General features: G+C 63.1%; 21 protein-coding genes and 2 tRNA genes. 12 read left to right on the top strand and 11 right to left on the bottom strand.

Annotated elements, in window-relative coordinates:
• Window position 1 precedes the first annotated feature (1 nt).
• Window positions 2-160 (bottom strand): DUF1059 domain-containing protein, encoded by a 159-nt coding sequence (locus tag KU306_RS00290; RefSeq protein ID WP_082229634.1) that lies wholly within the window; start codon window positions 158-160, stop codon window positions 2-4.
• A gap of 115 nt (window positions 161-275) precedes the next feature.
• Between KU306_RS00290 and KU306_RS00295 the strand changes: the two genes are divergently transcribed.
• Both KU306_RS00295 and KU306_RS00300 read left to right on the top strand, forming a co-directional pair.
• Window positions 276-1283 (top strand): DUF7490 domain-containing protein, encoded by a 1008-nt coding sequence (locus KU306_RS00295; RefSeq protein WP_258302509.1) that lies wholly within the window; start codon window positions 276-278, stop codon window positions 1281-1283.
• Window positions 1280-1609: a DUF8060 family membrane protein gene (locus KU306_RS00300; protein WP_258302510.1), complete on the top strand. Its 330-nt coding sequence runs from the start codon at window positions 1280-1282 to the stop codon at window positions 1607-1609. Before KU306_RS00295 ends, KU306_RS00300 begins: the two co-directional genes overlap by 4 nt.
• 30 nt (window positions 1610-1639) lie before the next feature.
• Here the strand turns inward: KU306_RS00300 and KU306_RS00305 are convergent, their stop codons facing one another.
• The 3 genes from KU306_RS00305 to KU306_RS00315 form a co-directional block, all read right to left on the bottom strand.
• On the bottom strand, window positions 1640-1873 hold the full coding sequence (locus KU306_RS00305) for a DUF6199 family natural product biosynthesis protein (protein WP_007543064.1): 234 nt from the start codon (window positions 1871-1873) through the stop codon (window positions 1640-1642).
• 81 nt (window positions 1874-1954) lie between these two features.
• The gene (locus KU306_RS00310; protein ID WP_258302511.1) at window positions 1955-2776 is read right to left on the bottom strand and encodes a ZIP family metal transporter; all 822 of its coding nucleotides are present in this window, start codon (window positions 2774-2776) and stop codon (window positions 1955-1957) included.
• Between the two features lie 194 nt (window positions 2777-2970).
• A complete protein-coding gene (locus KU306_RS00315; protein WP_258302512.1) occupies window positions 2971-3663 on the bottom strand; it encodes an SDR family NAD(P)-dependent oxidoreductase in 693 nt (230 codons plus the stop codon).
• A 94-nt stretch (window positions 3664-3757) separates the two neighbouring features.
• Between KU306_RS00315 and KU306_RS00320 the strand changes: the two genes are divergently transcribed.
• From KU306_RS00320 to cruF, 3 genes are read left to right on the top strand one after another with little or no spacing between them, the layout of a single operon-like run.
• On the top strand, window positions 3758-5260 hold the full coding sequence (locus KU306_RS00320; protein WP_258302513.1) for a phytoene desaturase family protein: 1503 nt from the start codon (window positions 3758-3760) through the stop codon (window positions 5258-5260).
• Between the two features lie 8 nt (window positions 5261-5268).
• A complete protein-coding gene (locus KU306_RS00325; protein ID WP_258302514.1) occupies window positions 5269-6135 on the top strand; it encodes a prenyltransferase in 867 nt (288 codons plus the stop codon).
• A complete protein-coding gene (gene cruF, locus KU306_RS00330) occupies window positions 6128-7003 on the top strand; it encodes a bisanhydrobacterioruberin hydratase (protein WP_258302515.1) in 876 nt (291 codons plus the stop codon). The genes KU306_RS00325 and cruF overlap by 8 nt, the downstream gene beginning before the upstream one ends.
• Window positions 7004-7051: 48 nt before the next feature.
• Here the strand turns inward: cruF and KU306_RS00335 are convergent, their stop codons facing one another.
• Together KU306_RS00335 and KU306_RS00340 are read right to left on the bottom strand one after the other, a co-directional pair.
• Window positions 7052-8071, bottom strand: a complete 1020-nt coding sequence (locus KU306_RS00335) for a phytoene/squalene synthase family protein (RefSeq protein WP_007543054.1) — start codon at window positions 8069-8071, stop codon at window positions 7052-7054.
• A gap of 166 nt (window positions 8072-8237) precedes the next feature.
• On the bottom strand, window positions 8238-8390 hold the full coding sequence (locus KU306_RS00340) for an HVO_2523 family zinc finger protein (RefSeq protein ID WP_007543052.1): 153 nt from the start codon (window positions 8388-8390) through the stop codon (window positions 8238-8240).
• A 227-nt stretch (window positions 8391-8617) separates the two neighbouring features.
• Between KU306_RS00340 and KU306_RS00345 the strand changes: the two genes are divergently transcribed.
• The 3 genes from KU306_RS00345 to KU306_RS00355 all read left to right on the top strand — a co-directional run bounded on the left by KU306_RS00345 (window position 8618) and on the right by KU306_RS00355 (window position 10121).
• Window positions 8618-8893: an ArsR/SmtB family transcription factor gene (locus KU306_RS00345; protein WP_007543051.1), complete on the top strand. Its 276-nt coding sequence runs from the start codon at window positions 8618-8620 to the stop codon at window positions 8891-8893.
• 4 nt (window positions 8894-8897) lie between these two features.
• Window positions 8898-9194: a DUF8036 family membrane protein gene (locus KU306_RS00350; RefSeq protein WP_007543050.1), complete on the top strand. Its 297-nt coding sequence runs from the start codon at window positions 8898-8900 to the stop codon at window positions 9192-9194.
• Between the two features lie 138 nt (window positions 9195-9332).
• Window positions 9333-10121 carry a spondin domain-containing protein gene (locus tag KU306_RS00355; protein ID WP_258302516.1) on the top strand — a complete coding sequence of 263 codons (789 nt, stop codon included), beginning with the start codon at window positions 9333-9335 and terminating at the stop codon, window positions 10119-10121.
• 113 nt (window positions 10122-10234) lie between these two features.
• Here the strand turns inward: KU306_RS00355 and KU306_RS00360 are convergent, their stop codons facing one another.
• On the bottom strand, window positions 10235-13342 hold the full coding sequence (locus KU306_RS00360; RefSeq protein ID WP_258302517.1) for an adenosylcobalamin-dependent ribonucleoside-diphosphate reductase: 3108 nt from the start codon (window positions 13340-13342) through the stop codon (window positions 10235-10237).
• 523 nt (window positions 13343-13865) lie between these two features.
• Between KU306_RS00360 and KU306_RS00365 the strand changes: the two genes are divergently transcribed.
• Entirely contained in the window at window positions 13866-14078 is a 213-nt protein-coding gene (locus tag KU306_RS00365; protein ID WP_008325697.1) for a DUF8029 family protein, read from the top strand.
• A 69-nt stretch (window positions 14079-14147) separates the two neighbouring features.
• Here the strand turns inward: KU306_RS00365 and trpG are convergent, their stop codons facing one another.
• From trpG to trpD, 4 genes are read right to left on the bottom strand one after another with little or no spacing between them, the layout of a single operon-like run.
• Complete coding sequence (gene trpG / locus KU306_RS00370; protein ID WP_258302518.1) at window positions 14148-14762, bottom strand: anthranilate synthase component II; 615 nt, start codon at window positions 14760-14762, stop codon at window positions 14148-14150.
• Complete coding sequence (gene trpE, locus KU306_RS00375) at window positions 14759-16351, bottom strand: anthranilate synthase component I (protein WP_258302519.1); 1593 nt, start codon at window positions 16349-16351, stop codon at window positions 14759-14761. Before trpE ends, trpG begins: the two co-directional genes overlap by 4 nt.
• The gene (locus tag KU306_RS00380) at window positions 16348-16995 is read right to left on the bottom strand and encodes a phosphoribosylanthranilate isomerase (protein WP_258302520.1); all 648 of its coding nucleotides are present in this window, start codon (window positions 16993-16995) and stop codon (window positions 16348-16350) included. The genes trpE and KU306_RS00380 overlap by 4 nt, the downstream gene beginning before the upstream one ends.
• Entirely contained in the window at window positions 16996-17991 is a 996-nt protein-coding gene (gene trpD, locus KU306_RS00385; RefSeq protein WP_258302521.1) for an anthranilate phosphoribosyltransferase, read from the bottom strand.
• A 250-nt stretch (window positions 17992-18241) separates the two neighbouring features.
• Between trpD and KU306_RS00390 the strand changes: the two genes are divergently transcribed.
• The 3 genes from KU306_RS00390 (at window position 18242) to KU306_RS00400 (ending at window position 20217) form a co-directional block, all read left to right on the top strand.
• A tRNA-Val gene (locus KU306_RS00390) sits at window positions 18242-18316 on the top strand.
• Window positions 18317-18360: 44 nt separating this feature from the next.
• Window positions 18361-18435 (top strand) — tRNA-Val (locus KU306_RS00395).
• 798 nt (window positions 18436-19233) lie between these two features.
• Entirely contained in the window at window positions 19234-20217 is a 984-nt protein-coding gene (locus KU306_RS00400) for a hypothetical protein (protein ID WP_343218138.1), read from the top strand.
• The last annotated feature ends 239 nt before the right edge of the window (window positions 20218-20456 follow it).

A 20456-nucleotide genomic window follows, 5' to 3' on the forward strand; every position in this document is an offset into this window, starting at 1 on the left:
GTCAGGCCTCTTTCAGCATGCCGCGTACGTCTTTCACTGTCATTGCCTTGCCGTGTTTCCCGTCGGCGTGATTCTGAATGATTTCGACGATTTCGGTTTCGTCGTCCGAGACCACGCTGAATCCACACGAACACGTCGCTTGCTTCATCTCGCTCGACATAGCGCTCCTAGTAGGCGCGCTGAGCGCAAAAGACGTATTCACGGTCGGCCGGACACTCTTTGGTCTCGAACCATCTGGGACAAAACATTTACCGGCAGCTAGTTGTCAAACAACCATGGAAAAGAACGCCCTCCTCGCAGGCGGGGCCGTGGTCGTGGTCGTCGCGGCCGTCGCCACGGCACTCCTCGTCCCTGGGGTCCTCGCCGACCCGACGGACGAGGGACCGGTCCGACCCGGTCCCGTCGACGTGGCCGACGTCTCCATCGCGGCCGGGCCCGCGACAGGTGAGACGGTCACGCTGGCAGTCGAAACACGCATCGACCACCGAGGGAACCCGACGAACAACGTGAGCGTGCTCGTTCGCGCCGTGGACGCCGAGTCGGGACTCCTCACGACGACGGAGCGTATCCCGGTCGGCAACGTCTCGCGTGACGGCGAAGTCACCGCCGGGACGAACGTTACGGTCCCGCGTGAGGGCGGCTACGACGTCGAAGTCGTTCTCTACCGCGACGCAGAGCGTGTCGACGAGCGGCACAAGAGCGTCCGCGGTGTCTCGGCTATCAAACCGCCGTACCTGCAATCGACGACATCGTTCACCGAGAGCGAAGCGCTCCCGCCGGTGTCGTTCTCCATCACCGATGCCGGAGAAGACCGGACGACGATGAACCTGATGGCGACGCTCACGAACACCGGTGACGACCCGGCGGAGAACCTCGAAGTGACGTTCGTGCTTCGGCAGGCGGAGTCGAACATCGTCGCCTCTCGGACCACGGTCGACGCCGGGGCGATTCAGGCCGGGCGAACGGAGACGGTCGAGGCCTCGGCGACGGTACCGAACGAATACAACTACTACATCGACGCCGTGTTGCTCCGGGATGGTGTCGTCATCGACACCGCCCGCGGCGCGGCGAACCTGAACCCAACGAGGACGATTAGCGTGAATCAGACCACAGAAGACGTCGAACTGCGCGTAGAGGACTTCGAAGACGACGATGACGGGGTGAGACCGACAAACCAACCCGAGGCGACGTACACTGAGACGTCCCAACCCGGCTTCGGTGCACTCGCCGCGCTCGTGGCACTCGTGGCGAGTGCCCTCGTCGCTCGGGGGTGGACGAAATGAGCGACGAGACGGCGTCGGCATCGGCGACGAAGCAGGCCAACGAGCAGCCTGCACCCGACCCGGGCGCCGACCTCGACTCGGCCGACCAAGAAAACGAGGAGTTCGCAGAGCGGATGCGGCGCTACCTCGACTACGCCGTGCTCGCCGGACTGCTACTCCTCGCGCTCATCGCGGCGCTGCAGTTCTACCTGAACACCACGCGCGCGATTTCGACGTGGGTGAACCCCGAATACCGTGCGCCCTTCCAAGCCGCGTTCAACCTCGTGTTGCTCCTCGGGGCGGCGTTCGGGATTACGGTTCAGCTTCGGCGGCTGACGCGGGACTGACGACCGACCTCCGCCGTTTCTGTTTCCGTTTCACGACGCGAGATACGGACCGACAGCGTAGTACAGTCCCAGAGCGACGAAGAACAGTCCAAACAATTTCGTCAGCAACACGTTCCAGTCTGTCGGCTCGACCTCGTGCCAGCGAGTCTGACTCCCGATGGAGTCGAACTGTTCGCCGAGCTTCGTTAGCCGGTAGGCATACCGGTACGAGAGGAGTCCACCACTCACCGAGAGCACGCCGAAAAGCACCGATTGACCGTCCATTCTTGTCCAGATACTGTCGGAGGCGCGTAATGACGATTTTGGATACCAGCAGTTCGACGGCACACCCAAGAACGAAGCTGACTACCCGAGCAACAGCCACGCGGCGAAGACGCCGCCGCCACCGACAATCGTACTCCCGGCGGCGTGCAGACGCAGGCGGTCCAAAATCGCGTGGGCGTGTTCGTCTTCGACCGACAGCAGGTCGTGAATCTCGCTCCCGATTTCACAGCGCGGCAGGAAGTCCATGGCGACGTGGAGGAAGACACCCGACGCGAACCCGAAGACGATACCGCGGAACGCGCCGGTGGCGGGCAGCGAGACGGCGCTGGAGATGATAGCCGCGATTCCGAGCCCCGCTGCGGGGAGCAACAGCGGGACGGAAGACTGGTTTCGCGACGAGAGGCGGCGAGCGGCCGCATATCCGGCGGGACCCTTGTGCGAGACGATGGCCAGTCCGAGACCGACACCGACGTCGATGTTCCCGTAGACGATGCCGATAATCGCACCGGCCGAGAGGGCGTGCGCCGAGAGTTCGGTCACGGTCCGGTCCACGGGAAGGTCCATATGGGCGAAGCGGTGGCCGACGGTGTGCGACGTAAAGCCTGCGAGGATACCGAACGCGATGCCGAAGCCGCCGAACTTCGGATGGTGGTTGATTGCCTGCGGGACGAGAAACACGGCCGCGCTGGTGACCATCGCACCGCTGGCGAGTCCGTATCCCCAGACGAGTCCCTCGGCGTGTTCGGTGCGCGCGCGGGCACCGAACGGTGCTGCCAGCGCCATCGACCCGAACGCCGCCCACGAGACGACGAGGAGTTTCCACGCCTGCGCGGTCACGGCGTAGCCCGAGAGTACAACGAGCGCCATGACGCTCCCGACGCCGATGGCTGTGGAACGATTCATGTTGTGAACAAAATTTCTCCGGTTAATAAGGGGACCGGTTCGAAAAGTGTGGGCGCGGCAGTGCCGCGCCGACTTGCGGCGTTGATCTGCTACGTTGACCTACTGCGCTGACCTGCTGCGTTGACCTGCTACGTTGACCTACTGCGCCGCGCTGACCCACCGTGTTGACCTCCCGTGATGAGAGACGGCGACGCTCAGCGAGTCGCCTGTTTCCACGCCTTCAGTTCGACGACGCCGCCGTCGAGTGAGTCGCTGTCGGTCTCGGTGGCCGCCCAGAGGAACAACTGAGCGACGTCTGCCGGGTCGCGACCCTGGCCACCCGTGAGGTCGGTATCGACGAGTCCGGGGTCGACTACGCCGACAGTCTGCGGGCAGTCGGCGGCGAACTGTCGGGTGAGGCCCTCCGCGGCCGCTTTCGAGACGGCGTACGCGCCCATTCCGGGCTTGGCGTCGCGGGCGATGCTTCCGGAGGGAACGAGCACGCGAGCGTCGTCCGACATGTGCGGCAGCGCCTCTTTGACGGCCGTGAAGACGCCGCGGACGTTCGTCCGAAGCGTGTCGTCGAAGGCGCTGTACGCCTCGTCCGTAATCGGCATCTCGCCCGGCGTTCCGTGGGAGATGGCGGCGTTGGCGACGAGAACGTCGATTTCCCCGCCGTTTCGGGCGGCGGTCTCCATCAGACGCTCCATGTCGAACTCGTCGCGCACGTCGGCTCGAAGGCCGGTCGCGTTTCCACCGGCGGCTTCGATGTCCGAGACAACCTCGTCGAGTGCGTCTCGGTCGCGTGCGCAGGCGACAACGGTCGCACCCGCCTCACCGAAGGCGCGGGCGACGGCCGCGCCGATACCCGTACTCGCGCCAGTGACCACCACTGTGGTGTCGTCCATGGGTGCCGTAAGGAGAGCGCCACCCTAAAGCTACCTGCCGGTTTTGCCCGATTTGGTCAGTCGATTTATGGTCTCAACGTTCCTAGGTCCGTGCATGAATTCTGTCTCGGACCTCGACTCTCTGGCCGGTGAGTCAATCGTCGTCATCGGCGGCGGCTTCGGCGGACTCTCGACGGCGTGCTATCTCGCCGACGCGGGTGCCGACGTCACTCTGTTGGAGAAAAACGAACAACTCGGAGGCCGAGCCAGCACCCTCGAACGCGACGGGTTCCGGTTCGATATGGGGCCCTCGTGGTACCTGATGCCCGACGTGTTCGAGCAGTTCTTCGCGTACTTCGGCAAGCGCCCCGACGAGTACTACGGCCTGACTCGACTCGACCCGCACTATCGCATCTTCTTCAAAGACGGCGACCGGGTCGATATGGTCCCGGACCTCCAAGCGAACAAGGAGGTGTTCGAGTCGTACGAACCCGGCGCGGGCGACAAACTCGACGACTACCTCCGCAAGTCCGAGCGCAACTACCGCATCGGGATGGAACACTTCGTCTACACCGACCGGACGAAACTGACCGACTTCATCGACCCCGTCGTCTTCAAGAACGCGTGGGGGCTGTCGCTCGTCGGGTCGATGCAAGACCACGTCGAGAAGTACTTCGACCACCCCAAACTCCAGCAAATCATGCAGTACACGCTGGTGTTCCTCGGCGGCGCGCCGAACAACACGCCGGCGCTCTACAACCTCATGAGCCACGTCGATTTCAACATGGGCGTGTACTACCCCGACGGCGGCCTCGCGGGCGTCGTCGACGGCATCGTCGAACTCGCCGACGAACTCGGCGTGGAGTTCCACACCGACTCCCCGGTCGCCGAAATCGCGGGTCGCCGCGGCGGCTTCGCGGTCCGAACCGAAGACGGACGCGAGTTCCTCTGTGACCAGGTCGTCAGCGACGCCGACTACGCCCACACCGAGCAGGAACTGCTGCCCTCCGAGAAGCGCCAGTACGACGCCGACTACTGGGAGTCGCGGACGTACGCGCCCTCCGCGTTCCTCCTGTATCTCGGCGTCGAAGGCGACGTGGACGAACTCGCCCACCACACGCTGGTCTTGCCGACCGAGTGGGACGACCACTTCGAGACCATCTTCGAGAACCCCGCGTGGCCCGACGACCCGGCGTACTACCTCTGTGTTCCCTCGAAGACCGACGACACGGTCGCCCCCGAGGGCCACAGCAACCTCTTCGCGCTCGTCCCCATCGCGGCCGGACTCGACGACACGCCCGAACAGCGGCGGCAGTACCGCGACCTCGTCCTCGACGACATCGCCGAACACACCGGCGTGGACCTCCGCGACCGCATCGTCGTCGAAGAGACCTTCTGCGTGAGCGACTTCGCCGAACGCTACAACAGCACGGAAGGCACTGCGCTCGGCCTCGCGCACACGCTCACACAGACCGCGCTCCTGCGCCCGCCGCACGCCTCGGAGAAGGTCGATGGGCTGTACTTCACCGGGTCGTTCACCACACCCGGTATCGGCGTGCCGATGTGTCTCATCAGTGGGCAACTCACCGCAGAAGAGATGGCCGACGACGCCGCGTGAAATCTGCCATGGCGACAAGCACCGCGGGACGCGGCGACGTGTGGGACCGACTCGCCTACCTGCTTGTCCTCTCGCGCCCCCGTTTTTGGCTCTATCTCGCCGGGCCGGTTCTCGTCGGGGCGGCAGCGGCCGCGACGACACTCAGCGACCTCTACGACCCCGCCGTCGTCGTCCTGTTCGCGTACTTCCTCGTCCCGGCGAACGTCTTCCTGTACGGCGTCAACGACATCTTCGACGCGGATATCGACGAGGCAAACCCGAAGAAAGACGACCGCGAGGCACGCTGGCGCGACGACCCCGTCAACACCGCCGTCGTCATCGGTAGTGGCGTCCTCGGTGCGGTCGTCATCACACTCGTGCCCGCACTGGCGTGGCCGTGGATTGCCGCACACTTCTTCCTCGCCGTCGAGTACAGTGCGCCACCGTTTCGGTTCAAGACGACGCCGTTTCTCGACTCGGTGTCGAACGGCCTGTACATCCTCCCCGGTGTCGCCGCCTACGCCGCCGTCGCCGGTGTGAACCCACCGGCGCTCGCAGTCGCGGGGGCGTGGCTCTGGACGATGGCGATGCACACGTTCTCCGCGATTCCCGATATCGCCCCCGACCGCGAGGCGGGGATTCGAACGACTGCGACCGTCCTCGGCGAAGGACGAACCTACGCGTACTGCGCGGTCGTCTGGGCACTCGCAGCCGTCTCGTTCGCCACTGTCGACGTTCGACTCGGCTGTCTGCTCGCCATCTATCCGGTGTTCGTCATCGGCGTCGCGGCCTCGAACGTGGACGTGGCGCGAGCCTACTGGTGGTTCCCGATTCTCAACACCGTCGTCGGCATGCTCATCACCGTCGGGGCACTTTGGAGTACTATCTATGGGTGAGTATCGGTCGCGACTCCCCCGAACGCGCCGCGAGGTCGAACACGCGCTCGACCGTCTCGTTCGGGAGAATCGCTTTACTATCTCGGTGTTCTTCCCGCTGAACGGCGCGGTACTGCTGGTCGCCAGCGCGATGGGCTGGCTTCCCGAGCCGCTGGCGTTCAACGCATTTCTCATCCTCCTCGGAACGCTCGTGATGCGCTCGCCGCTCATCGTCGGCGTCCTCCCGCTCGTGACACGCCGGGCCGCGCTGGGTGTCGGCGCGCTCACCGCCTACGCCTACGCAATCGAGTACACCGGCATCACGACCGGGTGGCCCTACGGCTGGTTCGAATACGGCGTCGAGTTGGGGCCGACCGTCGCGGGCGTCCCCATCGGTCTCCCCGTGTTCTTCATCCCGCTCGTGATGAACGCGTATCTCCTGTGTCTGCTCCTCCTCGGCGACCGAGCCAGACACACGGCGACCCGTCTCGGCGTCGTTATCGCGACCGTCCTCGCGATGGACGTCGTTCTCGACCCGGGCGCTGTCGCACTCGGGTTCTGGGAGTACTACCGAATCGGACCCGACGCGCTCCTGTTTTACGGCGTCCCGCTGTCGAACTACGCCGGGTGGGTCGTCAGCGCCACGATTGCCGTGGTCCTCCTCGACTGGGGGTTCGACCGCGACGCACTCCTCGCCCGACTCGACCGCACCGAGTTCATGCTCGACGACCTGGTGAGCTTCGTCATCCTCTGGGGTGGTATCAACCTCTGGTTCGGAAACGGCGTCCCGGTGCTCGTCGCCGGACTCTTCGGTATCGGCTTACTCCGGACCGAGCGATTCGACTCGCAGTTGTTCAAGCTTCCGCGGTCGCTCCCGTGGCAGTCGTAGTCGGAGCGACGGAGCATACGACGACAAACGAGAGAAAACAGACCCCGCTCAGTCCGAGCCCCAGAGGGGAAGCGACCGAAGCCATCCCGAGAGGCGTCCCCGGGTTTGTGCCTTCGTCGTGGGAGTCGACCCGGGGCCGAAGTCGGCCTCCAGTTCGTCCTCGTCGTGGTACGGGACGACGCTCACGGCTTTGAACACCGCGACCGGGTCGCGCCAGACGGCCCAGTACGCCGCCGTCTTCACCAAGAGTGCGACCTTGCGGGCGGTCCCTAACTCGGGCGTCGTCGAGAGCGTGTCGTAGTCGAGGTTCCGAATCGACCGGTGGTGGTCGGCGTAGAGAACCGCCGAGAGGAGGACGGGGAACTGGCAGTCCTCGGGGAGGTACTCGATACCGGCGACACCGTCGCGGTAGAGCGCTTCCGTCCGGCGAAGTTCGTCTTGCATCGCCGCAGCGACGTGCTCGTCGAACTCGCGGTTCAGAATCTGTTCGGTCTCGACGCCGTGGCGAGCCAGCGTCTCTTCGGGGAGATAGACGCGGTCGCGTTCGACGACGTCCTCGCCGACGTCGCGCAGGAAGTTCGACATCTGGAACGCCTGCCCGAGTGCCGTCGCGTGCGGAAGCGCCGCCGCCGGGTCGTCGGGCTGCATCACGGCGGTCATCATCCGTCCGACGGCGGACGCCGACCCGTCCATGTACGTCTCTAACTCCTCGTAGGTCCTGTAGCGGTCCTTTTCGATGTCCGACTCCATCGCATCGATGAAGACGTTCACGTCCTCAGGGTCGATATCGTACCGGCTGCGGAGCTCCGCGAACGCCGACAACACCGGGTCGTCGGTCTCTCGTTCACCGAGTGCTTCCGCTCGGAGTTGTTCCAGACGCTCGCGTTGCTGTGCGGGCGGGGCTGTCACCTCCGCGTCGACGACTTCGTCGGCAACGCGGAAGAACGCGTACAGGACGTACGTCGCGTGGCGGACTCGCTGCGGGAGGAGTCGCGTCGCGAAGTAGAACGTCTTCCCCGTCCGTTGTTGGATTTCCTTTCCGGCTTCGACCTGTGATTCGTTTAGCATCGTTTCGTATACCGCGTGACCGAGTAAGCGGGACGTCGTGGTCGCGGGTGGTCTCGCTCGGTTATTGGCGTGGTACCAGCATAACACTTCGTGCTGCAGTGATGTTCTCCGCCGAAGTCAGCGACGAGGAAGGTATCATCCGGTGTTTCTTCCCTGTCAGCTCACGTCACCAGAACGTATCGCTGCAGTCGTAGACGACGCCGTGTTCCGGACAGACGTACTTGCAGTGGCGGTGACTCATCGACGCCCCGCAGAAGGGACACGGTCTACCCTTCGGAGCGTCGAGCGTACACGCGTCTCGACCGGACTCGTCGTTCATACGAAGTTTTCGTAGGACTGTACAGACATATGGTTTACTGCCATTTGGGTGGTCTATCCCGAACACCCGGGATAACTCCCCCCGAATTTGGTACTGATGTGGAACAATCCTCATGTAGTTCCCACCCGGACCCTCTCCTGTAAAGCGCCGGACGCACTCGTGTACCGTGTCTGACCGTACCCGTGGGAATATTACGTCCCCCAACGAATCAGTAAAGCGAACAGTCGATGGAGAAGGCGCTTTGGTACCTACTGACGGCGACGCGTGGTGGTGAGAACCGCGTCCGAATCATCCGCGCGCTGTCCGACCAGCCGATGAACGCAAACCGCCTCGCCGACGAACTCGACGTCGGCTACAAGACGATTAGACACCACCTCGACATGCTCGAATCACACGGCGTCGTCGAGGGCGGCGACAACAAGTACGGGCGACTGTACTTCCTGACTGACCAGTTCGAGCACAACCGCGACACGTTCGAGCAAATCACGGAGCATATGGACTGAAATCATGGCTATGGGCACACAAATCGTTGCAGCGAGCGCCCTCTCGGGCGTGAACATCGTCTTCCTCGCGGCGTTGACAGTCGTGTGGGTTCGCAACTACCGGACGTTCCGGACGTCTCTCGTCTTGGGTCTCATCGCGTTCGCCGTCGTGATGCTCGTCGAGAACGCCTTCGCGCTGTATTTCTTCTTTACGATGCAGAGTCTCTACTCCGGCGACCCGCACGTCCAACAGGCGGTGTTGATTCTGCGCGGCCTCCAACTCGTCGCGCTCGCGTTCCTGACGTACGTCACGATGCGCTAGGAGGTCCGGGTGAGAGTCCCTCGAATTTGGTACTGATTCGACCCCAACTCGACACAGACTCGGTTCGAATCTCGAAAAATCGCCTTTAGCTCGTCTGTCGTCTCTCAGCCTGTGGTTTCTGACCACAGTGGAGTGCCCATGACCGATACGACACCGCGGACGACACGACGAACCGTACTAGGACTGACCGGCGCTGGCATCGCAACCGCGCTCGCCGGCTGCCTCGGCGAGACGGCGATTCCCGCACAGAGCAGCAATGGCAACGGCAACGGCGGCCAATCCGCACGCACCTACCGCGTCACCGTCGCGAACCTCACTCGCGGGCAACCGTTCACTCCGCCAGCCGTCGTCGCACACAAGGCCAGCATCGAACTGTTCGCCGTCGGCGACCCCGCCAGCGACGAAATCCGCGAAGTCGCCGAGAACGGAAACCTCGAACCACTGGGTGAACTCGCCGAAAGCGCGACCGACGTGCGCGGTGTCGCCATCGGTTCGACACCGCTCGTTCCGACCGAACTCTCCGCCAGTGAGATGTTCCCCGACTCGACCACGCTCGAACTGGAGACGGACGCGAGTGGCGCGTTCCTCTCCTTTGTCAGCATGCTCATCGGGACGAACGACGGCTTCACCGGTCTCGACACCGTGCCCCTCCCGGACCAGGTCAACGAGTCGCGGTCGTACTTCGCATCGAGCTTCGACGCCGGCACGGAGACGAACACCGAGATGTACGAAGACATGGTTCCCCCTGCGCAGGCCCTCTACGGAATCGACGGGGGAGTCGATGGAACCGGGATGAGTAACCCCGACCTCGCGGAAGACGGCGTCATCACGCCTCACAGCGGCATCGTCGGCGATGGCGACCTCGACCCGGCTATCTACGGCTGGGACGACCCCGCGGCGCTCGTCCAGGTCGAACGAATCGCGTAGGCACGCCTCGTCGCCTCCACGGTTCAACCTCGAAAGAAAACGAACGGCACGTCGGCCCGGCGGTCGGGCCGACCGAATCACTCAGTTTTCGTGCGTCGTACTGTCTGGCGCGCTTAGCACTCGGACCAGCCGCAGTTCTGGCAGGTCTTACAGCCCTCGGAGTAGTAGAGACTCATCTCTCCACACTCGGGACACTCGGGGCTCTCGCCCGCTGCCAGCAGGTCGGCGGTGGCGTCGGACTGCACGTCCGCGCCGTCTGCGTCGCCCGCGTCGATTGCGACGCCGCCGTCGGTGTTCCCCGACTCGGCGGCCTCGGCTTCGACTTCGGTCAGGTTCTTCTGCTGTGGGTAGCCCTTGTCGATGTCGCCGTCGAGGTAGCGGCGCATCGCGGTGCCGATGGCGTCCGGGATGGAGTTGATCTGCTCGCCTTTGTCCCAGGCGACCTTCGGGCTGCGGATGCCCTTCAGTTCGTTCGCAATCTCCTCGGGGTCGACGCCCGAACGGAGCGCGGTGGAGACGGTCTTTGCGAGCGCCTCCGTGAAGGAGGCGGTGAAGCCACCGGAGTTTCCGATGTTGGCGAACAGTTCGAACGGGTTGCCGTCTTCGTCTTCGTTGATGTTGACGTAGAGCTTCCCGTAGCCGGTGTCGATGCGCTGGGTGACGCCGTAGAGCACGTCCGGACGCGGACGCTTCTTGCCGACTTCGCTGGGCGAGTCGGCGAAGGCGAGTTCGAGTTCGTCGCCCACGAGGTCGGACACTTCCTCGGATTCGAGGAAGGCGTCCACGTCGCCGAAGACGTCGCGAATCTGCGAGACGATGGCCTCTGCGGCCTCTTCGTCGTCGGAGAACTCGGTGTTCTTCGCACGCGTGGTGAGGACCTGCTTCGAGCGCGTGCCGTCGCGGTAGACGGTGACGCCCTTGCCGCCGTGGTTGTAGATGTAGCGGTAGACCTCGTCCATGTCCTCCTTCGAGGCGGAGTTCGGGAAGTTACAGGTCTTGGAGATGGCGGAGTCGACGCCCTTCTGGAGAGCGCACTGGACGCCTGCGTGTTCGAGACCGGTGAGGTCGGACGTGACGACGAACAGTTCGCCGATGGCGTCCGGCACCGTCGAGAGACCTTCGACGCCGTCGAACTCGTTTGCGGCCATCTGCTCTTGGGCTTCGAGTTTGACTTCCTCGACGTCGACGTCGTTGGCCTCCAGCACGCGGAGGAAGTAGTCGTCGAACTCGACGAGCATCTCGTCGCCCTGCACGTCGTCGGAGACGTTCTTGTAGTAGGCGACGTTGTAAATCGGCTCACAGCCGCCGGTGGTGTTCGACACCATCGAGGTAGTGCCCGTCGGCGCGATGGTCGTCGTGTTGTGGTTGCGGATGGGGAAGCCGTCTTCCCAGTCGTCGGCGGACTCGCCGGTGTGGTGTTCGAACCACTCGCGGTACTCGGTCGGGTTCGCGTACTTGGAGTCGTCCCACGCCTCGAACGAACCGCGCTCTTCGGCGAGTTCGTGGGAGGCCCACTTGGACTGGTGGTTGATGTGGGTCATGAGCTGGCGCGCCATCTCGTTGCCCTCGTCGGAGCCGTAGCGGACGCCGAGTTGGATGTAGAGCTGCGCGAGGCCCATGATGCCGAGGCCAATCTTGCGGAGTTCGCGGACCTTCTGTTCGATTTTCTCGACCGGGAAGTCCGACATCGTGACGACGTTTTCGAGGAAGCGCGTGCCGTACTCGATGCGGTGGTCGAACTCCTCCCAGTCGATGGCGTCTTCGAGGAAGGCGTCGATTGCGTCCGAGACGTCGTCGAACTCGTCGCCGTGGGCGTCGTACCAGACACGCCAGTCGGGCGCGTCCATGTCGACGAGCGTCGAGAGGTTGATGTGGCCGAGGTTACACGCCTCGTACTCTTCGAGCGGCTGTTCGCCGCACGGGTTCGTCGCGAGGATGCGGTGGTCGGGGTGCTTCTCGACGTCGAACGAGTGCTGCTTGTTCGCGCGTTCGAGGTAGACGACGCCGGGTTCGCCGTTCTCCCAGGCACCGTCGATAATCTGTTCCCAGAGTTCGGCCGCCGGAATCGAGAGGACCTCGCCGACTTCGACGTGGTGGCCGAGGTCGAACATCTCGTAGATTTCCTTGGTCTGCGGCGTCGCGACGTGGGGTTCCTCCGTGCGCGGGTTGGTGAAGACGAACTCCTCGTCGTTGTACAGCGCCTCCATGAAGTCGTCAGTGACGCCGACGGAGATGTTGAAGTTCGAGAGGTGGCCTTCGACGGCGTTGCGGAGGTGCTTGGGGACGCGACCGTCCTCGTCGATGAGTTCGCGCGCCTCTTCGAGGGCGTCGGCGAACTTGGTGTGGGTGAAGTCGTCGGGGTCGTTCAGGCGGAGCGTGTGCGCGAGCGAGACGTCCTTGTTCTTCGCGTGGAGGAACTGGATGACGTCGGGGTGGCTGACGCGCATGACGCCCATCTGGGCACCGCGGCGGGCACCACCCTGCGCGATGGTCTCACACATCTGGTCGAACGTCCGCATGAAGGTGATGGGGCCGGAGGCGATACCGCCGGTCGAACCGACCGCGTCACCGTAGGGGCGGAGCTTCCAGAAGGCGTAGCCCATGCCACCGCCGGACTGGAAGACCTCTGCGGCCTCCTTCGCGGTCTGGTGGATGTCCGTGATGTCGTCGCCGGGCGAGTCGACGAAACACGCCGAAAGCTGCTGGAGTTCGTCGCCAGCGTTCATCAGCGTCGGCGAGTTCGGCATAAAGGAGAGCTGTTCCATCATGTCCTGGAACGTCTCGCGCTTGTCCACGACGGCCTCGCGAATCTCCTCAGGAAGTTCGGGGACGAGGGTGTCGTAGGAGAACTTGTTGACGTTGTAGACAGAAAGCGTCGTCTCGGCGTCCGTGTCGTCGGCGGAGACGCCTTTACCGAAGACTTCCGCGGCGAGTTCGTCGCGGCGCGGGTGGTCGGGCTTCAGCAGGTCCGGCGTGACGGTAATCTCGATGTCGCGCTGTTCGGCCTCAAAGACGGCCTCGGCGAGGGCGATGTTCTTCGCGACGCGTGGGAAGAGGTCTTCCTGCGTCTCAGTGAGGTCGCCGTCGGCGTTCTTTCGCAGATAGCGAGCGGGGAGAATATTGTCGTAGGCGTTGCCCGTCATCCGCTCGGCGAGCGTGTCACCTTCGGTCCGCTTGACCGGCAAGACGAGTTCGTCCGCAGAGAGTTCGGCGTTGCTCATCTACTGTCCCTCCCACCCGAAGCGTGTCCGGGTGTTTCGTCGTACGTGTGGAATAGTTCCGCGCATGGGTAACGATGTTGGTCTGTGTGATGTGGTCGGTTAAGGCTTCGGACTTTCTCCCCCGAACTATCATATTTAGTTCAATTGTGTCTCGGGGGAACGATGCGGTCCGAAGTGCACATTGTAGTTGGAGGACGGCTGACCACATAACGGTAGCCAGAGCGGAGTGGAAGTGAAATATCGAACCGAAAAATCGACAGACTTAGCCGAGATATCCAGTAGAATGCGAGGGGGGAGCGACCGCCTCTGAAGATGTAACATGGTGGGATGTCCCGCATCAACGAGGTGGATATAAAGGAACCGACGACAGACGACAGTCCAAGAAGTATCAGATTTTGTATGTTGAATCGAGTCGGGGTGATTCGGGCGGTGTACGCGGTGATTTCGCGGTGGCGGCACACGCAGAATCGGCCCACCGCATCCCCCCACAAGCTTATCCTCGCTTCGGGTGTCATGTTCAGGTATGGTAGTCGAATCTCTTACCGCGGTGCCGCTCCAGCTTGGTGGCCTCCTCGGCAGTCAGCTCGGACAACTGCTCCTCGTGCTCGTGGCTATCGCGGTTGTCATCCTCGTGGGGCGACTGGTGCTGAAAATCGCGTGGCGACTCGTCACCATCGCGGCCGTCATTATCGGCGCGCTGCTGTTGCTGTCGTTCTTCGGCCTTAGCCCCTTCTAACCATCCGAGGTCGCGGACGAGGAATCAAAGCACGCGGCCGGGATTGTGTGCCGGACAGAGCGCGTGCCGCTATGCGACCTCGAAGCCAGCGACCGCCGACAAGAAGTTTCTGACGACGCCGTGTCCAGAGCCCGTGAGCACGCTCTCCGGGTGGAACTGGACGCACTCGATTGGGTACTCGGTGTGTCTGACGCCCATCACCAGCGACTCGCCGTCGTGGTCGGTCGTCGCCGTCACCTCGAAGCAGTCCGGCACTTCGGTCGCGACGAGAGAATGGTAGCGTCCTGCGGGGAACCCGTCGTTCAGCGCGGTGAACACGCCCGCGCCATCGTGGTCGATTGGATAAGCCTTCCCGTGAATCGGTTCGGGCGCGTGGCCGATGGTTCCACCGTAAGCGTAGACCGCGGCTTCGAGACCGAGGCAGACACCGAGTGTCGGAATCTCGGTCGAAAGCTCGTGCAGTACCTCGGTCGTCACGCCCACGTCGCGGTCGTTCTTCGGGTGACCCGGTCCCGGCGAGATGACGAGGGCGTCGGGGTCGAGGTTCCGAATCTCGTCCAATGAGGCAGTGTTCTTCCGCACCTCGATATCGAGCGGTTCGCCGTCGACCGTCTGCTCGGAGAAGTACTCCACGAGGTTGTAGGTGAACGAGTCGAAGTTGTCCACGATGACGACGCGTCTCATCGTGACACCTCCGGTGCGTTGTACTTCTCGGTGGTGTCGTACTCGATGTTCCGAAGCGCGTCGAGGACGCCGCCCATCTTCTGTTCGGTCTCGTCGTACTCCGACGCGGGGTCGGAGTCGGCGACGATACCCGCACCGGCGCGGACTGTCACCACGTCTTCGCTGCCGTCAGATTCGACCGTCGCAGTGCGAATGACGATTGCCATGTCGGCATCGCCAGTCCACGAGTAGTAGCCGACGCCGCCGCCGTAGACGCCGCGTGGGTCGGCCTCCAACTCGTCGATAATCTCCATCGCGCGAACCTTCGGCGCACCGGTCAGCGTCCCGGCGGGGAAGGTCGCGCGTGTCGCGTCGAACGCGTCTGATTCGGTATCGAGCGTCCCCGAGACCGTCGATTCGATGTGCTGGACGTGACTGTACTTCACGACGCTCATGAACTCCTCGACGCGGACGCTCCCGGGTTGGGAGACCCGGCGCACGTCGTTGCGACCGAGGTCGACGAGCATCGTGTGTTCTGCCCGTTCCTTGTCGTCCGCGAGGAGTTCGCCCGCGAGGCGGCGGTCTTCGACGGGACCGGAGCCACGCGGACACGTCCCCGCGATGGGGTTGACGACGACGCGGTCGCCGCGAACCGAAACGAGTGTCTCCGGACTCGCGCCGACGACGCGCCGCTCACCGTGGCGGAGGAGGTACATGTACGGCGACGGGTTCACGTCTCGAAGCGAGGCGTACAGACCGACTGGGTCGACCTGCCCGTAGAGTCGCCGCGTGCGCGAGATGACTCCCTGATAGATGTCGCCGTCGCGGACGTGCTGTTTCGTCTCGTGGACGGCCGCTTCGTAGGACTCGCGAGATTCGGTCTCGTCGCCCGTGCGTTCGAATCCACCGGGGTTCGGGTCGGTGGCCGACGCGAGTTTGTCGGCGACGCGCTCGGCCTCGGCGACGACCGACTCGTACACGTCTTCGGGGTCGTCATCGGGCGTCACGACCGGCGTGCAGACGAGTTTCACCGTGTCTTCGACGTGGTCGAACGCGAGCGTCCGCGTGGTCAACACGAACTCCGCGTCGGGGTCGTCGGTTTCGGGGCGCTCGCGACCGACTTCGTCCAGCCAAAGGTCGTAAACGGCCTCGTAGGCGAGGAAGCCGACCAGTCCGCCAGTGAGCGTCTGGCGCTCGGTGTCGGGGAAGTTGACGCGCGGGAGGTCCGGAAGCGCGCCGCGAAGCGAGTCCAGTACGTCGCCGTCGGTCTCGCGGACGAATGCCGCGGCGGGGCCGCCAAGGTCGGTCACGTCGACGCCATCGGGTCCGACCGTCACGACCGCTTCGGGGTCGTAGCCGACGAACGAGTAGCGAGCGTGGGAGTCCGCGGTCGTCGCGGGCGACGAAAACGCGCCCTGCGGGTTACTCGATGCGACCTTCTCGGCGCTTTCGAGGAGGAATCCGTACTCGCTTCGCTCCGCGAGCGCCGTGTACGCGGCCAGTGGGTCTACGTCCACGTCGAGGTCGGTGACGAGGTGCGTGACGACCGGTTCGTCGTGGTCGGCGAGGCGGTCGGCAAACGTCTCGCGGTCGGTCTGCGGACGACTCACGCCGAAACCTCCTGACGATTCCGCGTCGCTTCCGCGACGAACGTGCGAACTGCATCGTGGTCCTTCACGCCGCCCGAGGCTTCGACGCCGCTTGCGACATCGACGCCGTCGGGCTGGACCGTCTGGACGGCTTCGGCGACGTTCGCGGGGGTCAGACCCCCAGCGAGAATCACCGGCGCGTCCACGGCTTCGACGAGGTTACGCGAGGTGTCCCAGTCGTGTGTTTCGCCGGTTCCGCCACCGCCAGATTCGGACGGCGTATCGACGAGAATCGCGTCCGCGGCTTGGGCGACAGTCTGCGCTCGTTCGAGGTCGGTCGCTTCGACCACCGGAACGACGCGGACGCCCTCCTCACGGAGGGATGCGAGTTCTTCTGGAGAGAAATCCGCGTGCAGTTGTAGCACGTCGGGACGGACCTCGCGGACGAGGTCGCGTGCGCGAGTGACGGACTCGGGCATCGTCACGAGCGTCGTGGTGAGAAACGGCGGTGCCGAGGCGACGAGGTCGCGTGCACGGGCGACGCTAACCTCACGAGGGGTGTCGACGGAGACGTCGGCGATGACACCGACCGCGTCCGCGCCCGCCGATTCGACTGCTTCGAGGTCGGCGTCGCGGGTGACGCCACAGACTTTCACGCGGACCATCTACGCCTCCCGGAGGGCGTCGAGTTTGGCTTCCGCCGCGCCGGTGTCGATGGCTTCGCGGGCGGTTTCGACGCCTGCTTCGAGAGAGTCCGCGAGGTCGGCGACGTAGATGGCCGCGCCCGCGTTGGCGAGGATGAGGTCGCGCTTGGGGCCGGTCACGTCGCCCGTCAGAATGCCTTCGAGGTCGCGGGCGTTCTCCTGCGGTGTTCCGCCCGCAACGTCCTCGATAGGAGCCTGTTCGAGTCCGAGGTCGCCCGGCGTGAGCGTGTACTCGGTGACTTCGTCGCCATCGACTTCGGCGACCGTCGTCGCGTCGTGGAGTGCGATTTCGTCCATTCCAGAGCCGTGGACGACGAGCGCACGTTCGACGGGCATGTGCGCGAGTGCACGAGCGACCATCGGCACGAGGTCGGGGTCGTAGACGCCGAGGACCTGCGCGTCGGCTCCAGCGGGGTTCGTCAGCGGGCCGAGGACGTTGAAGATAGTCCGCATGCCGAGTTCCTTCCGCGGACCGATGACGGCCTTCATCGCCGGGTGGAACACGGGTGCGAGCATGAAGCCGACGCCGTTGTCTTCGATGCACTTCTCGACCGACGACGGTTCGGCTTCGACGTTCACGCCCGCGACTTCCAACACGTCGGCACTCCCCGAAGAAGAAGAGACGGAGTAGTTGCCGTGCTTGGCGACCGCGGCACCCGCGCCCGCGGCGACGAGCGCGCTGGTCGTCGAGACGTTGATGGTGTCGTAGTCGTCGCCGCCGGTCCCGCACGTGTCCACGAGCGGTCCACGGTCGGGGTCGATGGTCAGCGCCGCATCGCGCATTCCCTGTGCGAACCCGGCTACCTCGGCTTCTGTCTCGCCTTTCGCCCGGAGTGCGGAGAGCAGCGCGCCGATTTGTGCCTCAGTTGCATCCTCGAAGACCGCGCTCGCGGCCTCGCGTGCCTCCTCGACCGTGAGGTCCGACCCTTCTGTAACGCGCCGAATATAGTCCTGCATTTGTAATCACCAGTGTACGTGTTCGGGTTACGATGTACAAATTCGTACACTCTCTTAAGCGTGTCGGGCTGGCGAGATTCGCCGCAACCGGCGGTCGAAGGGTGCATTTCGCCACGCCGGGACTGCAGTATACTACGGTGTGGACCGGCTCACCGGGCGAATCGCCCTACGTGGTTCGATTCGAAAGCTTAAATTGTAACCCCGGACAACGGAGAGATGCGTCCAAGCGGGCGTAGGAAGCACCGTAACCGGGTTGGTGGTCTAGTCTGGTTATGACACCTCCTTGACATGGAGGAGGCCGGCAGTTCAAATCTGCCCCAACCCACTACCTTCCTGCGCTTTGGTCTCTGGACGATGTTCGCAACACCAGGGTTGGTGGTCTAGTCTGGTTATGACACCTCCTTGACATGGAGGAGGCCGGCAGTTCAAATCTGCCCCAACCCATTTCTCTTCGACACTACCGACGAGCGAAGCGAGGAGCGTATGTCGAAGTGTATGGTTGCAAAAGATTTGAACCAGCGAGCACCGCGAAGCGGTGCGAGTGAGGTTCACGCGAGCAAAGCGAGCGTGAGTACGTGAGACAGCCGTCTCACGAAGTTCAAATCTGCCCCAACCCATTTCGCTTCTTCGAGAACCCGACGAACACCGAGGCGAAGCCTCGTGTCGAACAACGGTTTCAGGGCGTTCACCGACTGCAGCCTGCTCGTCCGCGGGAATCACCGTCGTCAACGATGACAACGACGCGGTGTTCGTGTACCGAACGACCACAGGGGTCGGACAACGTGACGTGGGGAGACGAGTTCAAGACGTACACCAATTGACACCCCGACGGCGACCTTACGAACGACGTTTCGATGTTCTATTGTCCGTTTACGACCGCTTGACCGCATATTTTATCCAGATAGTAAGTTGACTAGATCAATGTTGATGGTCCAGTGGCGAACCCTCCAAAACAGTCTAACGCGTGCCAACCTGACATTTCTGGTCGCCATCTTCCTTCCGGCAGCGGGCCTGACCATATTAGACTGGTCAGTCGTCACTCTCGGGACGTTCTTTTGGGCCGAGGGAGGTCTGGTCCTCGCGTGGTCCTCGGCAAAAAGTCTGTGTGCGTATCCCGTCTCGGACTTCCAGTTCCGCGGGTACGGTCAGTTTACTTTCACTGGGTTCACCGAAAAGAAGGGTGGTATCCACGTCGTAAGCGGGGCCCCACCAGTGTACCCTCGAAATCTCCCGAATATATTCGTGTACCTCTTCCTCGGTGCTGGATGGCTCCTATTTGCCGTCTTGTTCGTTATCGACTCACCGTTCGCACTCGTTGCGAACACGCAGCCACCGACTGATTCGGCGCTTGTCTGGCTCCTCGCGTTTTCGGCGGTCGCCTGTGTTCGGCACGTATTCGAGAGTACTGACGTGTACACCAGAAACGAACAGTACAAGACGTACACGAGCTACGCCCTGAATCACCGCGCCATCGAGTACTGCATCGTCCTCGCGCCGCTGGTGTTCTTAACCCGTGCTGAGATACCGACGACCGAGACGCTGGCTTGGAGTCTGTTCGGCATGAAAGCCGGATACGAACTCCTGCGGCACCGTCCCGGGCAACTGGACCACTGGAACAACAGTGTGACACAGAGACTGGGTCTCGCACCGACCGAGACGCACCCAACCCACCTCGATGCAATAGATAGACAGCCCGAAATGAGTGTACTGACGGATCCCCGTGCGACACTCTCGGCAGCGTGGCCGTTCGCGTTGACGAGCGGGCTGATACTCCCATATTGGTTATTCACTGGACTCTGTTTGCTCCCACTCGTAGTCACCGGCGGCGCACAACGACTCGTCCGGGTGTTCATCCCGGTTTGGCTTTTTGCCACCGCTATCGTCGCGATGCTGTTTCTTCCCCTCAAAATCGGAGAGTACGTCTTCCATTACCACTGGATGGAGTACTGCCTCGTAGACACCGAGATTGTTGGCTACGACAGACTTCTGGAACAGGTTCAATGGCGAATCGACCGTAGCGAAATCACCGAGGTCACAGAGGTATCATCACTCGCACACTACACTGACGAGGTTCACGACACACAGACCGTCCGCATCACGACCGACGATACGTCAGTCGTCCTCGCTCACCTGCCCACGGATGCCGATATTGATGAGTTATTGTCGACCGGTGCTTCCGAGACCTCGTCTAAAGACGACTACCCAGTAACCTCTCCTCGGACCTGAAACTTGACGATTCGTTTGACTCTCTGAAAATAGCTACCGAGTCACAAATGCCACTTTCTCTTACTAGAGGCGTACTAAGAGAGGCACGTCTTGGCGCAGGGTACCATAGAAGGGTATTGGACTCCATGCTTGCTACCAGTCACTCGACTGCAGCCACGCAGAAGACATCGTAATCATCGGTCGTACACTCATTTTGACCGAATCACGCGAGGTTCCACGAGCGATTCAGACGACATCAC

This window comes from Haloferax larsenii (assembly GCF_024730625.1).
Classification (GTDB): domain Archaea; phylum Halobacteriota; class Halobacteria; order Halobacteriales; family Haloferacaceae; genus Haloferax; species Haloferax larsenii.

Bases quoted from the DNA above. Each gene is read 5' to 3' on its own strand.
- KU306_RS00290 (WP_082229634.1), bottom strand. From the start codon at position 160: ATGTCGAGCGAGATGAAGCAAGCGACGTGTTCGTGTGGATTCAGCGTG.
- KU306_RS00295 (WP_258302509.1), top strand. From the start codon at position 276: ATGGAAAAGAACGCCCTCCTCGCAGGCGGGGCCGTGGTCGTGGTCGTC.
- KU306_RS00300 (WP_258302510.1), top strand. From the start codon at position 1,280: ATGAGCGACGAGACGGCGTCGGCATCGGCGACGAAGCAGGCCAACGAG.
- KU306_RS00305 (WP_007543064.1), bottom strand. From the start codon at position 1,873: ATGGACGGTCAATCGGTGCTTTTCGGCGTGCTCTCGGTGAGTGGTGGA.
- KU306_RS00310 (WP_258302511.1), bottom strand. From the start codon at position 2,776: ATGAATCGTTCCACAGCCATCGGCGTCGGGAGCGTCATGGCGCTCGTT.
- KU306_RS00315 (WP_258302512.1), bottom strand. From the start codon at position 3,663: ATGGACGACACCACAGTGGTGGTCACTGGCGCGAGTACGGGTATCGGC.
- KU306_RS00320 (WP_258302513.1), top strand. From the start codon at position 3,758: ATGAATTCTGTCTCGGACCTCGACTCTCTGGCCGGTGAGTCAATCGTC.
- KU306_RS00325 (WP_258302514.1), top strand. From the start codon at position 5,269: ATGGCGACAAGCACCGCGGGACGCGGCGACGTGTGGGACCGACTCGCC.
- cruF (WP_258302515.1), top strand. From the start codon at position 6,128: ATGGGTGAGTATCGGTCGCGACTCCCCCGAACGCGCCGCGAGGTCGAA.
- KU306_RS00335 (WP_007543054.1), bottom strand. From the start codon at position 8,071: ATGCTAAACGAATCACAGGTCGAAGCCGGAAAGGAAATCCAACAACGG.
- KU306_RS00340 (WP_007543052.1), bottom strand. From the start codon at position 8,390: ATGAACGACGAGTCCGGTCGAGACGCGTGTACGCTCGACGCTCCGAAG.
- KU306_RS00345 (WP_007543051.1), top strand. From the start codon at position 8,618: ATGGAGAAGGCGCTTTGGTACCTACTGACGGCGACGCGTGGTGGTGAG.
- KU306_RS00350 (WP_007543050.1), top strand. From the start codon at position 8,898: ATGGCTATGGGCACACAAATCGTTGCAGCGAGCGCCCTCTCGGGCGTG.
- KU306_RS00355 (WP_258302516.1), top strand. From the start codon at position 9,333: ATGACCGATACGACACCGCGGACGACACGACGAACCGTACTAGGACTG.
- KU306_RS00360 (WP_258302517.1), bottom strand. From the start codon at position 13,342: ATGAGCAACGCCGAACTCTCTGCGGACGAACTCGTCTTGCCGGTCAAG.
- KU306_RS00365 (WP_008325697.1), top strand. From the start codon at position 13,866: ATGGTAGTCGAATCTCTTACCGCGGTGCCGCTCCAGCTTGGTGGCCTC.
- trpG (WP_258302518.1), bottom strand. From the start codon at position 14,762: ATGAGACGCGTCGTCATCGTGGACAACTTCGACTCGTTCACCTACAAC.
- KU306_RS00380 (WP_258302520.1), bottom strand. From the start codon at position 16,995: ATGGTCCGCGTGAAAGTCTGTGGCGTCACCCGCGACGCCGACCTCGAA.
- trpD (WP_258302521.1), bottom strand. From the start codon at position 17,991: ATGCAGGACTATATTCGGCGCGTTACAGAAGGGTCGGACCTCACGGTC.